Source organism: Actinosynnema mirum DSM 43827 (assembly GCF_000023245.1).
In the GTDB taxonomy this organism is placed as follows: domain Bacteria; phylum Actinomycetota; class Actinomycetes; order Mycobacteriales; family Pseudonocardiaceae; genus Actinosynnema; species Actinosynnema mirum.
Map to the genome: position 1 here is coordinate 5,784,381 of NC_013093.1, position 15,351 is coordinate 5,799,731.

The following is a 15,351-nucleotide window of genomic DNA, read 5'->3' on the forward strand; positions in this document are numbered from 1 at the left end:
CCCGTCCCGAGGAGCTCAGGTGTCCGAAACCACGCTCGACCCCGATCAGCCGCTCGCCGTGCCGTTACCGGCCGCGCGGACCGCCGCGCAGGCGGGCGTCGCCCCGGTGAGCGACGACCCGTTCACCCTCAACGCCGTCCGGGTGCTGCTGCGGCGCTGGGACGAGCTGGTGGACGTGCTGACCCGGATCGCCACCCGGCCCGCCGTCGTGGACGAGCTGCGCCGGTCCATCTCGACGCTGGCGGGCGCGTCCTGGGAGCTGAGCAGGCACCGGCCGCGCCCGCTCCGCGAGCTGGCGGTGTTCCTGCCGTCCAACAACATCCTGTACTCGTACGTCCTGTTCGGACTGGTTCCGGCGCGGTTCGCCGAGCGGGTGGTGATCCGGCCGTCCACGCGGGTGGCCGAGGCGGTGCGCGAGGTGCACCGGGTGCTCAGCACCGACCCGCTGCTGGCCGACGGGTTCCCGGTGGAGCTGGCGGAGCTGTCCCAGCGCCGGTTCCTGGCCCGCTGCTCCGCCGCGGACGCGGTGGTGTTCACCGGGAAGCCGGAGAACGCGACCGCCGTGGCGGCGCGGCTGACCGGCGACCCGCTGGTGCTGGCGTTCGGCTCCGGGCCCAACCCGGTGGTCGTGGGGCCCGAGGCGGACCTGGCGTCGGTGGTGGCGGACGTGGTGCGGGTGCGCACCTACAACTCCGGTCAGGACTGCCTGTGCCCGGACGTGGTGATGGTGCACGAGAGCGTCGCGGACGACTTCGTGGCGGAGCTCGCCTCGGCGGTGCGCGGGCTGCGCGTGGGGCGGCGCGAGGAGTTCGACGTCGAGGTGGCGCCGCTGGTGTACCCGGACGCGGTCCGGGACATCGCGGACTTCCTCGCCGCGCACCGGGGCGCGGTGCGCGCGGGCGGGCGGGTGCGCGCCGACCTGGGGTTCGTCGAGCCGACGTTGCTGGACCTGCCGTGGGACCCGGCCTTCCACCCGCCGGAGTTCTTCGGGCCGGTGTTCGCGGTGACCCGCTACCGGGACGTGGCGGACGTGCGGCGGTGGGCGTCCTCGCCGGAGGAACTGCGGCGCGGCATGTACCTGTCGCACTACGGCGAACCGGCGCTGACCGAGCGGGTGCTCGGCACCGCCGTGACGCTGGCCGAGCAGGTGACGCTGGACGAGGAGAACGGCAACGCCCCGCTGGGCGGTTACGGACTGGAGGCGGGGCACGCGCGCCGGGGGGCGGCGGTGGTGGCGAGACCGCTGCTGCTGTCGGCCGAGCTGGGCGCGGCGGGGCTGGGCCCGACCGCGTCAGGCGGCGGGCGGGAGCCCCGGTGAGCGAGGACGGCGTCGACTGCTGGAGCGCGGTGGCCGACGTGCTGGCCGCCACCGGGTGCTCCTCGGTGTTCGGGCTGCCCTCCGACGAGCCCGGTCTGCTGGACGCGGCCGACGCGCACCCCGGTCTGCGGGCGTGGCGGATCGGCGACCAGCGCACGGCGGCGTGCGCGGCGGCCGGGCACGCCATGGTGTCGGGGCGGCCGGTGGCGCTGGCGGTGAACTCGGGGCCCGGTTTCGCCAACGCGCTGGCCGGTCTGCTGGAGGCGTCGTCGTTGGCGGTTCCGCTGGTCCTGATCACCACTTCGGTGCCGTCCGAGGGGGTGGGCCGGGGCGGGTTCCAGCACGTGGACCAGCAGCGGATGCTGGCGCCGCTGACCTCCTGGCAGTACGAGGCGCGCTCGGCGGAGGTCCTGACGTGGGCGGTGGAGCGCGCGGTGCGGCTGGCCGTCGACGGTCGGGCGGGGATCACCGCGGTGGAGATCGCGGACGAGGTGCTGCGGGCGCCGGTGCCTGCCCCGGTCGGGGTGCGCCCGGTGCTGCCGCTGCGCTCGACGCCGTCGGAGGACGCGCTGGAACGGGCGACGGCCTTACTGGACGGGGCTCGGCGGCCGGTGGTGCTGGCTGGCGGGGGTTGTCGCTGGTCGGCGGGCTCGGGCCCGGCGGTGGTGGGGCTCGCCGAGCGGTTGGGCGCCCCGGTGCTCACCACGGCGGCGGGACGCGGGGTGGTGCCGGAGACCCACCCCCTGGCGCTCGGGCTGGTCGGGCTCTACACCACGCCGCCCGCCGGTGAGGTGCTGGCGGAGGCGGACGCGCTGCTGGTGCTCGGCTCCCGGTTGGAGGAGACCGCGCGGATGGGGTGGGACGCCTGGCGGAGCACGCCGACCGTGCAGGTGGACAAGTCGGCCGCCGCGTTCGGCGAGGGCTGCTCACCCGAGGTGGCGCTGCTCGGGGACGTCGCGCTGACCGCGGGCGCGCTGACCGCGCGGGTGGCCGTCCGGGACCGGGCGCCGTGGTCGGAACGGGTGCGCGGCGTGGCGCTGGCCCAGGAGGAGTGCGCTCGGGCGTCGTTCGCGCGCTCGCCGGTGCGGGCGGCCGTGCGTCTGGCCCAGCGGGAGCTGGGGAGGCTGGCGGTGGTGGTGCAGGACAACGGGCTGCACGACATGTGGAGCTACCACTACCCGGTGTTGCGGGTCGAGGAGGGCACGACCGTGGTGTGCCCCGGCGAGCAGACCCTGATGGGTTTCGGGTTGGCCGCGTCGGTCGGCGCCTCGGCGGGCACGCCCGAGGGCTCGGTGTGCGCGGTGTTCACCGGCGATTCGGCGTTCCGGCTCAGCGCGGGCGCGCTGGAGTCCTTGCGGGAGCAGGGTTCCGGTGTCGTGGTGGTGGTGTTCGACGACGCGGGCTTCGGCTGGCCGAGGCGGTTGCGGCTGGCGGTGGGCGCGGACACCCGCGTCACCGAGGTCTCGGGCGGGCCGACCGCCGACGAGCTGGCCGCCGTCCACGGCGGGTGGGGCGCGACCGCGCGCACCGAGGCCGAACTGGTGGCGGCGCTGCGCACGGCGCGCGACCGGGCGGTGCGGGGCGGGTTCAGCGTGGTGCGCGTGCCCGCCGCGGACGACGACGTGCCGGTCGGGGTGCTGGAGATGGAGCGGGAGGGGCACGCGTGAGCGTCGTGGATCGGTTGGGGCGGTTGGGTTTCGCGGGTGCGCTGCGCGCGCTGGCCGCCGAAGCGGGTGATCGGCCCGCGGTGACCACGCTGTCGTACCCGCGCGGCTCAGCGGTCGCCTCGGTGACCCGCGACTACGCCGAGCTGGACCGGGCGGCGTCGGCGGTGGCGTCGGCGCTGCGGGCCAGGACGGCGCCGGGCGCGCGGGTGGCCGTGGTGTGCGAGCACGGGTTCGAGTACGTGGCGGCGTTCACGGGTTGCCTGTACGCGGGGCGCGTGGCGGTGCCGCTGCCCGCGGTGGAGGCGCACCGGGGCAACGACCGGATCACCTCGGCGCTGCGGGACGCCGGACCGGAGGCGGTGCTGGTGAACCGTTCCGCGCTGGACCGGACGAGGCGGGTGGTCGCCGGGGTCGGCGTGCCCGGCAGGTCGGTGCTGGTGGTGGAGGAGCTGGTGGAGGCCGGGTCGTCGGACTCGGGAGGGCCGGTGGGCGCGCCGCTGTCCGCGCTGGCGTACCTGCAGTACACCTCCGGCTCCACCGGCTCCCCGACGGGCGTGCGGATCACCAACGGGAACCTCGCGGCGAACGCCCGTCAGATCGCGGGGTTCGCAGGCTACCTGCGACCGGGATCGGTCGCGGTCGGATGGGTGCCGTTCTTCCACGACCTGGGGCTGCTGACCGGCCTCGTGGTGCCGCTGGGGCTGGGCGCGCACGCGGTGCAGCTGACCCCGCTGGCGTTCGTGCAGTCGCCGGGGCGCTGGCTCCGGGCGATCTCCGACCACCGCTCGGTGTGGATGGTGGGCCCGAACTTCTCCTACGACCTGTGCGTGGCCAGGGTCGGCCAGGAGCAGCGCGCCGGCCTGGACCTGGGATCGGTGCGCGGCCTGGTCAGCGGGGGTGAGCCGGTGCGGGCGGCGAGCCAGCGGGCGTTCAGCGAGGCGTTCGCGGGCTGCGGGTTGACCGCCGACGTGGATGCCGGGGCGTACGGGTTGGCCGAGGCGACGCTGTGCGTGACCGCCCGCTCGGACAACGACCGCAGGGTGGTCTACGCGTTCGACCGGGCCGAGCTGGACGCGGGCCGGGTGGTGGAGCGCCGCGAGGGCGCGGGGGCGCGGGTGATGGCGTCCTGCGGCGTGCCGCTGGAGGGGGTCGAGGTGGCCGTGGTGGACCCGGAGGCGCTGGTCGAGCGGCCCGCCGACGGGGTGGGCGAGCTGTGGGTGCGGGGGCCGAACGTGGCGGACGGCTACTGGCGCAGGCCGGAGCTGACCGAGCGGGTGTTCAACGGCGTGCTCACCGGGCGCGGCGGTGGCTGGTTGCGCACCGGGGACAGCGGTTTCCGGCACGACGGGCTGCTGTTCGTGGCCGGACGGCTCAAGGACCTGCTGGTGGTGGACGGCCGCAACCACCACCCCTCGGACGTGGAGGCGACGGCGGAGGGCGCGCAGTCGGCGTGCGAGGTGGCGGGCAGCGCGGTGTTCCCGGTGGAGTCCGACGACCGGGAGCGGGTGGTGGCGGTGCTGGAGGTGAGGCGCCGCGACGCGGTGGACGCGGCCTCGGTGGTGGACGCGGTGCGGCGCGCGGTGTCGCGCGCGCACGGGGTCGACCTGCACGACGTGCTGCTCGTGCCCACGGGCTCGCTGCCCAGGACGAGCAGCCACAAGGTGAGGCGTGGCGCGAGCCGTGAGAAGTACCTGCGCGGCGGTTTCCGCACGGTGGACCGCGTCGAGCGGGCCCCGGTGGCATGAGCGCGGGACAGGCCGGTTCCAACGAGGGAAGGTGTGACATGACCAGCAACGACGTGCTCGAGCGGATCAGCGCCATCGTCGCCGAGGTGGGCGTGCTGCCGGTGGGCGAGGTGGCGCCGGAGAAGTTCTTCGCAGACGACCTCGACATCGACTCGCTCGGCATGGTGGAGATCAGCGCGACGGTGGAGGACTCGCTCGGGGTCTCGATCCCGGACGAGGAGCTGGCCGAGCTGGCGACGGTGGGCGCGCTGGTGGACTACGTGTCGGCCAGAGCGGTGACGGCCGCGGCCGGGTGAGGGCGGGATTCCCCTCGACGGCGCCGCTTCCCGATCGGGGGCGGCGCCGTCGTCGTGCTCGGGGTCACCGGCCCGCCGGGCCGACCAGGTCGGGGCCGACCGCGGGGAGGACCGTGGCCGGTGGCGCGGCCGGGCGGTGCTCGGGGGCGCTCCCCTGACCGATCCGCAGCGCCGCGACCAGCTCGCGGTACAGCTCGTCGGTGGCCATCAGCTCCTCGTGCGCGCCCTGCGCCCGCACCCTGCCGTCCTGGAGCACCACGATGGTGTCGGCGTCCAGGACCGTGGACAGCCGGTGGGCGACGGTGACGACGGCGGAGGTGCGCGCGTGCTCGCGGATGCGCTGTTGCACGGCGGCCTCGGTGATGGCGTCGAGCTGCGCGGTGGCCTCGTCCAGCAGCAGGACGTCGGGGGCGCGGAGCAGGGCGCGGGCCAGCGCGACCCGCTGCCGCTGACCGCCGGAGAGCGGGAGCGCGTCCAGCGGGGTGTCCAGGCCGAGGGGCAGGGCGGCGACGGTGTCGGTGAGCTGGGCCTGGGCGACGGCGTCGAGCAGTTCGGCGTCGTCGGCGTCGGGGTGGGTGAAGGCGAGGTTGTCGCGCAGCGTCCCAGGGACAACGGGGGTGTCCTGCTCCACGTAGGCGAGCCTGGCGCGCACCTCGTCGTGGGTGCGCTCGGTGTAGGGGCGGCCGTGCAGGAGCACTTGGCCGCTGTCGGGTTCGAGGAAGCGCAGCAGCACCGCGAGCAGGGTGGACTTGCCCGCGCCGGACGGTCCGACGAGCGCGACGTGGCCGCGGCGAGGCACCACGAGGTCCACGCCGCGCAGCACGGGCGGCACGTCCTCGCGGTAGCCCGCGGTGACGGCGCGCAGTTCCAGCACCGGCCGCTCCTCGGCCGGGTGGTCGCGCTCCGGTCCGCGCGCGCCGAGCGGCCCGGACGGCTCGACCTCGGTGCGCTCGACCTCGTCGATGCGGCGGGCGGCGGCGAGACCGGTCTGGAGCGCGGTCAGCTCGCGGCTCAGGCCCAGCACCGGCTCGGCCAGGCCGAAGGCGTAGAGCAGGAACGCGACGAGGGTGGACACCGCCATCTCACCCGAACCGACCCGCCAGGCGCCGACGCCGAGCACCAGCACGATCGCCGCTTGCAGCCCGGACCAGGACAGCGTCCACACCACGGCCTCGCGGCGCACGACCCGGACCGCCTGGTGGTGGGAGGCCCGTGCGTCGGCGAGGACCCGCTCCGCGATGCGGGGTTCGGCGCGGCTGGCCTTGACCGTCCTGGCCGCCACCAGGGCGCCCTCCAGGGTGCCGCCGAGCCTGCCCAGGTGCTCCTGCGCCTGCCGCTGGGCCCGCGCGATGGCGGGCACGAGGGCGTTGACCAGGAGGGCGACCACGACCACCGCCCCCGCCGTGGACAGCAGCAGCACGGGGTCGAGCAGGCCCATCAGCACGAGGGTGCCGACGAGGGTGACCGCGCCGTTGACCAGCCCGATGACGCTGGTGGACGCGGTCTGGCGGAGCAGGAGGCTGTCGGAGGTGACCCTGGTGACCAGTTCGCCGGGGGTGTGCCGGTCCAGGGCGGGCACGGTGGCGCGCAGGAGGCGCCGGACGGTGCTCTCGCGGGAGGCGAGCACGACGCGCTCGCCGAGGGTGCCCAGCAGCACCCACTGGGCGACCCAGAGCGCTCCGCCCACCACCAGGAGGACGACCAGGACGGCGACCGGCGGGGTGAGCGGGTGACCGGCGCCGAGGGCGTCGAGCACCCACTTGGTGACCAGCGGGGTGGCCAGTCCGGCGGCGGAGCCGAGCAGGGACAGGAGCAGGCCCAGCGCGAGGGTGCGCCGGTGCGGGCGGGCTAACCGCCAGAGCAAGCGGGAACCTGATTCGTGGGTTTCTACCGTCACTCGTGGAACATACATGTTCAACCTGGGGACGATAAGTCTCACGGCAGAACAGCTGCGCTACAGTCCGGGTGTGGTGGAGAGCAGAGCGGAAGCGGGCCTGCGACCGAGGACCCGGCGGGCCATCCTGGACGCGGCGGTGCGCGTGCTGGCCGAGTCGCCCTCGGCGTCGGTGGCCGACGTGGCGGCGGTGGCCGGGGTCGGGCGGACCACGGTGCACCGGTACTTCCCCGAGCGGAGCGATCTGCTGGCGGGCATCGAGGCCGACCTGCTGGAGCGCATCGACGCGGCGACGCGGGCGGCGAGGACGACCGAAGGACCCGCCGGGGCAGCGCTGCGCAGGTTGTGCGAGGAGTACTTCACCCTGGGGGACGTGCTGACCCTGGTGTACCAGGACCCGACGCTGCTGAGCCGGGTCAGGTGGACCGAGGCGACCGGTTCGGACCTGGCGCTGCTGGAACTGGTGGAGCGCGGGCAGCGGGAGGGCGAGTTCGACCCGGCCGTGGACGCCTCGTGGGTGTGCGGGGTGGTGTGGTCACTGCTGTTCACCGCATGGCTGCACGCCCGCGACCCGCGAGCGTCGACGCACGAGACGCTGGCGCTGTGCCTGGAGACGGTGCGCCGGACCGTGGCCCGCTAGCGCCCGCGCGGGGACACCGGTCAGCCGCGCTGGAGCTCGCGCTGCTGCTCCAGCATGAGCCTGCGGGTGATCCGCCGGACCGCCGCGCGCACCTCACCGTCGACGGTGTCCGGGTCGCGCTGGGCGGTCCAGTCGGCGAGCTGGTCCAGCAGCCACGCCGTCCACGCCTCGATCAGGGCGGTCACGGTCGTGGACGCGGCCGGGGTGAGGGCGAGGTGGCCGTCGGCGGTGCGGGTGAGGTGGCCCTCGGCGGCGAGGGCGTCGTAGAACGAGGTGAGCACGCCGTGCGGCAGGCCGACCTGGTCCTCGACGTCGGACTGGCGGGTGCGCTCGCCGAGCAGCTCGGCGCGCAGGTGGATGCCCAGCAGCGCCCACGCGGCGGGCAGCTCCAGCGGCAGGCCGGAGCGGGCGAGGACCTGGCGGGGCATGTCCGGGTTGTGGCCCGCGACGCGGCCGATCAGGTTCTCCAGCTGGGTGTCGGGGTGCTGGTCGGTGGGCATCGCGAAGCCCTCGCCCGCGCCCTTCGCGGCTTCGCGGGCGGTGCCCCGGATCTCGACCTGGGGCAGCAGGAACGCCACCAGCAGGCCGAGGAGCGCGATCGGCACGGCGGCCAGGAACACGGTGTGCAGCGCGTCGGCGTAGGCGGTGATGATCGGTTGCCTCGCCGCGTCGGGGAGGGCGTGCAGGGCTTCGGGGGTGGTGATCGCGGCCGGTGGCGTGCGCGTCTGCGCGAGGGCGGGCGGCAGGGTCTCGGCGAGGCGGTTGGCGTAGACGGTGCCCATGATCGAGGCGCCGAAGGAGCTGCCGAGCGAGCGGAAGAACGTGACGCCGGAGGTGGCGGCGCCGAGGTCGCGGTAGTCGGCGGTGTTCTGCACGACGATCGTGAGCACCTGCATGACCAGGCCGATGCCCGCGCCCAGGACGAACATGGCCAGTGATTGGGCGGCGATCGAGGACCTCGGGTCCAGTGTGGACAGCAGGTACATGCCGACGCCGGTGACGGCCGCGCCCGCGATGGGGAACGGGCGGTAGCGGCCGGTGGCGCCGACGACCTGGCCGGACAGCAGCGCGGTGATCAGCAGGCCGAGCACCATGGGCAGGGTGCGCAGGCCGGACGAGGTGGCGGACGCGCCGCTGACGTACTGGAGGTACGAGGGCAGGAACGTCAGCGCGCCCATCATGGCGAAGCCGACGATGAAGCTGAGCAGCGAGGCGACCGCGAACACCTTGCCGCGGAACAACCTCATCGGCAGGATCGGCTCGGGGACGCGGTTCTCCACCACGACGAACAGGGCCAGCGCGACGGCGGAACCGGCGAACAGGCCGATGATCGTGGCCGAGCCCCAGGGATACTCGGTGCCGCCCCAGGTGGTGGCGAGCGTGAGGCCGCTGGCGCCCAGGGCGATCAGCGCGGCGCCCCAGTAGTCGATCCGGGGCCTGCCGCGCTCGCCCGCGCCGGGGATGGCCCTGGCGGCGAGCACGATGACGGCGAGCGCGAGCGGGACGTTGACGTAGAACGCCCAGCGCCACGACAGGTGGTCGGTGAACAGGCCGCCCAGCAGCGGGCCGACCACGGTCGTCACGCCGAACACCGCGCCGAGCGCGCCCTGGTACTTGCCGCGCTCGCGCAGCGGGATGACGTCGGCGATGAGCGCGGTGGCGGTGACGGCGATCCCGCCGCCGCCGATGCCCTGCAGCGCGCGCATCGCGATGAGGCCGCCCATGGTGTCGGCCGCGCCGCAGAAGAACGAGCCGACGATGAACACCACGACGCTGACCTGGAACACGGCCTTGCGGCCGAACAGGTCGCCGAACTTGCCCGCCAGCACGGACGCGACGGTCTCGGCGAGGATGTAGGAGGTGACCACCCAGCTCATGTGCCCGGCGCCGCCGACCTCGCCGACGATGGTGGGCAGCGCGGTCGCGACGATGGTCTGGTCCAGGGCGGCGAGGAGCATCCCGAGGGCGATCACGCCGAAGATGACGTTGGTGCGGGCCTGGGACAGGCTGGGCGCGACAGCGTGACCGTCGTCCTGCGCGGCGCGGGGGGCGGGGAGTCCGGGTTCCGTGACGCTCATCTGGGGCTTCCTCCGCGCGCGGGCGACGTTGGCTCAAGCCTTTGGTGGGTCCCGGAGGGACGGTAGGCGCGGGTTCGCGACCTCGCCATCCGGGCCCACCGAGGTGCGCGCGATAGGCGCTCTTGGCCTCCCGTTCGGGTGCAGAGGTTCCCTCGTCCAGGTGGTGGCTTCGCGGATGACGCGCGTCGGGGAACGTCTTGTGGTCGCGCGACCTGGGCGCGGTGGACGACGGGACCCGCCGCCCACCGCGCGCGTCAGGCCCTCTCGGGCTCCTTCACCACGTCCAGGCTCGTCCGCAGCACCACCGGCTTGAGCAGCACCGCCGCCAGCACGCCCACCGCCGCGACCGCCGCCGAGATCAGGAACACCTGCGCCGTCGCCTCGCCGTACGCGGTCGGCACGTCGCCCTGGTTCGCCGCGACGTCGCGGGCCAGGACGGCGCCCAGGACGGCCACGCCGATCGTCCCGCCGAGCGAGCGGAAGAACGAGACCGTGGAGCTGGCTGCGCCGATGTCCTTCAGCGGCACGGCGTTCTGGACCACCAGGACGAAGTTCTGCATCGTCATGCCGACCCCCGCGCCCACCAGCGCCATCGCCACCGACAGCACCACCAGCGGGGTCTCGCGGTCCAGGAAGCCGAGGACCGCGAAGCCCGCCGTGAGCGAGAGCGAGCCCGCCACCAGGTACGGCTTGAGCTTGCCGGTGCGGGTCACCAGCCTGCCCACGACCGTCGACGCCACCAGGATTCCCGCCATCATGGGGATGGTCAGCAACCCCGCCTCGGTGGGCGTGTGGCCACGGCTCACCTGGAAGTACTGGCTCAGGAACACCGCCGCGCCGTACATCGCGGTGCCCGCCGCCAGGCTGCCCAGGATCGCCAGCGCCGTCGGCCGCTGACGCACGATCCCCAGCGGCACAACGGGTTCCGGCACGCGGGACTCCACCCACACCGCCGCGCCGAGCAGCAGCACCGCACCACCGGCCATGCTCAGGCTCGGCCAGGACGACCACGGGAACGCGTCGCCCACGAACGAGACCCACACCAGCAGCAGGCACACGCCCGCCGTGATCAGCGCCGCGCCCGCGTAGTCGACGCGCACCCGCTCCCGCCGCACCACCGGCAGGTTCAGCGTGACCTGCAGCAGCACCAGCGCGGCGATCGCGACCGGGACGCCGATGAAGAAGCACCAGCGCCAGCCCAGCCACGACGTGTCCACGACCAGACCGCCCAGCAGCGGGCCGCCGATCGTGGACACCGCCGTGACGCTGCTGAGGTAGCCGCTGTACCTCCCGCGCTCGCGCGGCGGGATCATCGCGGCGATCGCGATCTGCACCAGCGTCTGCAACCCGCCGACCCCGGCGCCCTGGAGCGCGCGGGCGGCGATGAGCTGACCGGCGTCCTGGCTGAAGCCGCTGGCCAGCGAACCGGCCACGAACACGCCGATCGCCACCTGCACCAGCGTCTTCTTGCTGAACAGGTCGGCCAGCTTGCCCCAGATCGGGGTGGTGGCGGTGGCGGTCAGCAGGGTCGCGGTGACCACCCAGGTGTACTGCGCCTGCGAGCCGCCGAGGTCGCTGATCATCCTGGGCAGCGCGGTGGACACGACGGTGCTGCTGAGCGTGGCCGTGAACAGGGCCACCAGCAGGCCGCTGAGCGCCTTCAGGACCTGGGACCTGCCCTCGGTCACCGGCCCGGCCCCTCGGTGAGCAGCAGGACGCTGCCCTCGGCGTCGGCGGACAGGTAGAGGGCGCCGTCGAACGCGGCCAGCCCGGCGAAGCTCGGCGCCACGCCGGGGAGTCCGGCCGCGAACAGGGCGGGCGTCGGGCGGTCCGGGCCGCCCACCGGCAGGTCCGCCAGCTCCACGCGCGGATCGCCGCCGTCGAGCGGGACCGAGCGCAGCGAGCGCGTGCCGACCTCGACCACGAACAGCTCCCGGCCCAGCACGGCGATGCCCTGCGGTTCGGTGAGTCCCGCAAGCAGCGGGGTCGCGGTCGCGCCGTCCAGGCGGAGCACCGCGCCCTGGCCGGGATCGCTGACGTAGCAACGTTCCTCGTCGTCCAGAGCCACGTCCACCGGGCGCGTCAGGCCGTCCGCGAGCACGGTCACCTCGTCCTCGGGCGAGATCACCAGCACCCGCCCGGCGCCGGACTCGGCCACGACGAGCGAGCCGTCCGCGCGCGCCGCGACACCCAGCGGGCGGTCCACTCCCCTCGCCCGGTCGCGGGTCTCGCCGGTGCGCGGGTCGTGCGTGCGGACCTGGCCGTACTGCGAGGTCAGGTGCAGCAGGCCGGCGCGCGCGGCGATGCCGTGGGTGAACGTGTGCAGCTCGCGGTCGACGCCGTCCGGCCCGATGGTCGCGGTGCCGTAGTGGTCGGCCGCGCGGACGACTCCGCCGAGGTCGACGGTGACGCCGAACGGGCCGTCCAGCCCGCGCCGCACCACCTCCCTGGTGCGGCCGTCCGGGTGCAGCTCCAGCACGCCGCCGCTGGCGTAGCTGGAGACGAACATCCGGTTCTCCGCGTCGAACGCCGCGTTGTCCAGGCCCACCACGCCGCTGGTGATCGTGCTGCGGTCACCGGTGCCGAACAGGTCGATCCTGGTGACCACACCGGTCGCGGCGCGGGAGAGCACGAGCAGCGCGCCGCCCAGGTCGAAGCGGACCGCGACCGGCTCGAACACGTTGTCCGCCACCAGTTCCGGCTCGCCGCCGTCGACGCCGACCCGGTAGACGCGACCGGTGATCATGTGCGGGTAGTAGAGCAGGCCGTCCGGGCCGAGCTGCATGGCGTTGCCCATGGCGAGGTCGCCGGTGAGCTCCACCGGGCCGTCGGCGGTCAGCTCCAGCAGCCTGCCGTTCGGGCGCATCTCGTTGACGTACAGGCGGTTCCCGGCGAACGCGATGCCGTTGGGCAGCACGACCTCGGCGGAGAGCAGTTCGTACTCCCCGTCCGGGGCGCGCCGCCACACCTTGCCCGGCACCAGGTCCGTGACGACCATCGAGCCGTCCGGGGCGAACGCCAGGTCGTCCGGGGACTGGATCGGGCCGCCGGGTGGGACGACGACCTCGACGTCGCCGGTGGCGAGGTCGACGGCGCTGATCTTCCCGGCCAGGAACTGGGCGACGTGCAGCCTGCCGTCCGGGCCGAGCGCGACGCCGTTGGAGCCGCGCAGCGGGGACGGGCCGGTCAGGCGGCGGGAGTGCCAGCGCCCGGTCACCGGGGGTCGACCAGCACGTCGGCCATGCCGCCGTCGGCGCGCCAGCGGCGCAGCAGCTCGTGGAACACCACCGGGCCCTCGCCGTAGGACAGGCCGCCGGGGCGGGGCTTGCCCTCGTTGTTGTAGTAGCCGGGGGTGCACTCGGCCTGGAAGTCGAAGCGGTCCACAGTGGACTCGCGCAGCACCTGCTGCCAGGCCTCCTCGGCCTCGGCGCTGGGCTCGACGCGGACGGCGCCGCGCTCGCGGGCCTGCTCCAGCACGGCGGCGATGTGGGTGGCCTGCTCGTCGAGGATGTGGGTGAAGTTGACGGACGAGGCGTTCTGCAGCGGGCCGAGGTGGAACAGGTTCGGGAAGCCGTTGCTGTAGAAGCCGTGCAGCGTGCGGGGGCCGCGCGCCCAGGACTCCAGCAGGGTCGTGCCGCCACGACCGTGCACCGGCATCGTGCCGGAGACGACGCCGGAGACGCCGACCTCGAAGCCGGTGGCGAAGATGACGCAGTCGACCTCGTACTCGACGCCGCCGACCACGACGCCGGTCTCGGTGAACCGCTCCACGCCGCCGTGGTCGGCGGTGTCGACCAGGGTGACGTTGGGGCGGTTGAACGCCTCCAGGTAGAGGTCGCTGAAGGTGGGGCGCTTGCACATGTAGCGGTACCAGGGCTTGAGCAGCTCGGCGACCGCCGGGTCGTCGACGATCTCGTCCACGCGGGCGCGCAGCTCGTTCATCTTGGCGAAGTCGGCGAGCTCCTCGACGCGGGCCAGCTCGTCCGGGGACAGGTCGGAGGGCGTGGCGCCGGGGATGATCTGCCGCTGGAGCTGGGCGGTGCCGGTCCAGCCGTCGTTGATCAGGTCGACCTCGACGTGGCCGCCGGAGACGGTGGTGAGGAAGTTCTCCCGGCGCTCGCGCTGCCAACCGGGCTGGAGCGTCGCGGCCCACTCGGGGTCGGTGGGGCGGTTGCCGCGCACGTCGACGGAGGACGGGGTGCGCTGGAAGACGTGGAGGTGCTGGGCGTCGCGCGCGAGCATCGGGACGACCTGGATGCCGGTGGCGCCGGTGCCGATGACGGCAACCTTCTTGTCCGCCAGGCGATCCATGCCACCGGTGGCGTCGCCGCCGGTGTAGCCGTAGTCCCAGCGGCTGGTGTGGAAGGTGTGGCCGCGGTAGGTGTCGATGCCGGGGATGCCGGGGAGCTTGGCCTGGGAGAGCGTGCCGCTGGAGACGACGACGTGGCGGGCGCGCATGGCGTCGCCGCGGTTGGTGGTGACCTGCCACTCCTGGTTGGCGTCGTCCCAGGTGAGGCTGGTGACGCGGGTCTGGAAGCAGGCGTCGCGGTAGAGGTCGAAGTGCTGGGCGATAGCGACGGCGTGCTCGCGGATCTCCTCGCCGGGGGCGTAGCGCCACTTCGGGACGTAGCCGACCTCTTCGAGGAGGGGGAGGTAGACGTAGGACTCGATGTCGCAGTGGATGCCGGGGTAGCGGTTCCAGTACCAGGTGCCGCCGAAGTCGCCTGCCTCCTCGACGACGCGGATGTCCTGGAACCCGGCCTGGCGCAGGCGGGCGCCGGTGAGCAGGCCACCGAAGCCGCCGCCGACGATCAGGACCTCGACGCGGTCGGTGAGGGGCGCGCGGGTGAAGTCGGGGTCGGCGTGGGGGTCGGCGGCGTAGTAGCCGAACTCGCCTGCGGCACGGCGGTACTGGGCGGCGCCATCGGGGCGGACGCGGCGGTCGCGCTCGTGGCGGTACTTCTCGCGGAGGGCCTCGGGGTCGAAGCCGAGGTCGGGCTCGTCGACGCGGCTGGGGGTGGTGGTCATGGGCACCTCGGGGTCGTCGCGGGTCAGGGGCCGGAGGTCCTGGGACCAGGGGCCGGTCACTATTAAATCAATCGACTGACTGAACTTGCCAGCCGCCTCTCGGGACAACCGCCAACGGGGGCGCCGCTGGGGCAGCCCGCCGCTCACCCCCTCCGGCAAGAGTCACCCCTGCGCAACACCCCTGGGAACTGCTATAAATAAACAAGCAAGAAAATCACGCTAAAACTAAAAAGGAAATGCATGATGAACGAAGACAATGACTTTAAGAAAATTTTCCAAAGAATGTTGGAAAATCGAAACTTTTCTCCTGGCATTTTTTCCAAACTAACCGGACTTTCCCAGTCCACGATCAACCAACTTCTGAACGGAACCCTGAAGCCAAATTACAACACCATGCAGGCGGTTGCCTCTGCCCTGCAAATTGAGACAGCCGATTTGATGGCCATTGCAGGACTGCCTCCAGTGAAGGACACCCCCGCAGAGCACAAGAATAGCCACTCTCGCGAACTGGGCGCCCTTATTGCAGTGGGAACTTTCCTCAACGCCGAGCAACTGAAATCAATCACAAAAGAAGCTGCTCGATATAAGCAGGAAAACCTTTCCAAGAAAACCTAAGAAAAGCACAAAGAAGGCTTTCCGCACCCCATTCAAGGGCGCGGAAAGCATCTTTTGTAAACCAACTAGA

General features: G+C 73.2%; 11 protein-coding genes. 6 read left to right on the forward strand and 5 right to left on the reverse strand.

All coding sequences use genetic code 11. The features are described 5' to 3' along the window. Positions 1-19: 19 nt before the first annotated feature. Genes AMIR_RS24140 through AMIR_RS24155 form a run of 4 tightly spaced genes read left to right on the forward strand, consistent with a single transcriptional unit; the run spans position 20 to position 5,026 of the window. Positions 20-1,318 carry an aldehyde dehydrogenase family protein gene (locus tag AMIR_RS24140; RefSeq protein WP_015803571.1) on the forward strand — a complete coding sequence of 433 codons (1,299 nt, stop codon included), beginning with the start codon at positions 20-22 and terminating at the stop codon, positions 1,316-1,318. Further along, positions 1,315-2,985, forward strand: coding sequence for a thiamine pyrophosphate-binding protein (locus tag AMIR_RS24145; RefSeq protein ID WP_015803572.1), 1,671 nt, complete (start codon positions 1,315-1,317; stop codon positions 2,983-2,985). Before AMIR_RS24140 ends, AMIR_RS24145 begins: the two co-directional genes overlap by 4 nt. Then, complete coding sequence (locus AMIR_RS24150) at positions 2,982-4,730, forward strand: fatty acyl-AMP ligase (RefSeq protein ID WP_015803573.1); 1,749 nt, start codon at positions 2,982-2,984, stop codon at positions 4,728-4,730. Before AMIR_RS24145 ends, AMIR_RS24150 begins: the two co-directional genes overlap by 4 nt. A 38-nt stretch (positions 4,731-4,768) precedes the next feature. After that, positions 4,769-5,026 carry an acyl carrier protein gene (locus tag AMIR_RS24155; protein ID WP_015803574.1) on the forward strand — a complete coding sequence of 86 codons (258 nt, stop codon included), beginning with the start codon at positions 4,769-4,771 and terminating at the stop codon, positions 5,024-5,026. A gap of 64 nt (positions 5,027-5,090) precedes the next feature. Here AMIR_RS24155 and AMIR_RS24160 read toward each other — a convergent pair whose 3' ends face one another. Then, positions 5,091-6,890, reverse strand: a complete 1,800-nt coding sequence (locus AMIR_RS24160) for an ABC transporter ATP-binding protein (protein WP_015803575.1) — start codon at positions 6,888-6,890, stop codon at positions 5,091-5,093. Between the two features lie 103 nt (positions 6,891-6,993). On the opposite strand from AMIR_RS24160, the gene AMIR_RS24165 reads away from it, so the two are divergent. Beyond that, positions 6,994-7,560, forward strand: a complete 567-nt coding sequence (locus AMIR_RS24165) for a TetR family transcriptional regulator (RefSeq protein ID WP_041836989.1) — start codon at positions 6,994-6,996, stop codon at positions 7,558-7,560. Positions 7,561-7,580: 20 nt separating this feature from the next. Here the strand turns inward: AMIR_RS24165 and AMIR_RS24170 are convergent, their stop codons facing one another. The 4 genes from AMIR_RS24170 to AMIR_RS24185 all read right to left on the reverse strand — a co-directional run bounded on the left by AMIR_RS24170 (position 7,581) and on the right by AMIR_RS24185 (position 14,666). Beyond that, a complete protein-coding gene (locus AMIR_RS24170; protein ID WP_015803577.1) occupies positions 7,581-9,638 on the reverse strand; it encodes an MDR family MFS transporter in 2,058 nt (685 codons plus the stop codon). Positions 9,639-9,892: 254 nt separating this feature from the next. Further along, positions 9,893-11,326, reverse strand: a complete 1,434-nt coding sequence (locus tag AMIR_RS24175; RefSeq protein ID WP_015803578.1) for an MDR family MFS transporter — start codon at positions 11,324-11,326, stop codon at positions 9,893-9,895. Continuing rightward, positions 11,323-12,855 (reverse strand): NHL repeat-containing protein, encoded by a 1,533-nt coding sequence (locus AMIR_RS24180; RefSeq protein ID WP_015803579.1) that lies wholly within the window; start codon positions 12,853-12,855, stop codon positions 11,323-11,325. The genes AMIR_RS24175 and AMIR_RS24180 overlap by 4 nt, the downstream gene beginning before the upstream one ends. Continuing rightward, positions 12,852-14,666 carry a flavin-containing monooxygenase gene (locus tag AMIR_RS24185; RefSeq protein WP_041838275.1) on the reverse strand — a complete coding sequence of 605 codons (1,815 nt, stop codon included), beginning with the start codon at positions 14,664-14,666 and terminating at the stop codon, positions 12,852-12,854. Before AMIR_RS24185 ends, AMIR_RS24180 begins: the two co-directional genes overlap by 4 nt. Before the next feature lie 240 nt (positions 14,667-14,906). Here AMIR_RS24185 and AMIR_RS37730 point away from each other — a divergent pair, with 240 nt between their 5' ends. Beyond that, positions 14,907-15,281 (forward strand): helix-turn-helix domain-containing protein, encoded by a 375-nt coding sequence (locus AMIR_RS37730; RefSeq protein WP_015803581.1) that lies wholly within the window; start codon positions 14,907-14,909, stop codon positions 15,279-15,281. Positions 15,282-15,351: the final 70 nt, after the last annotated feature.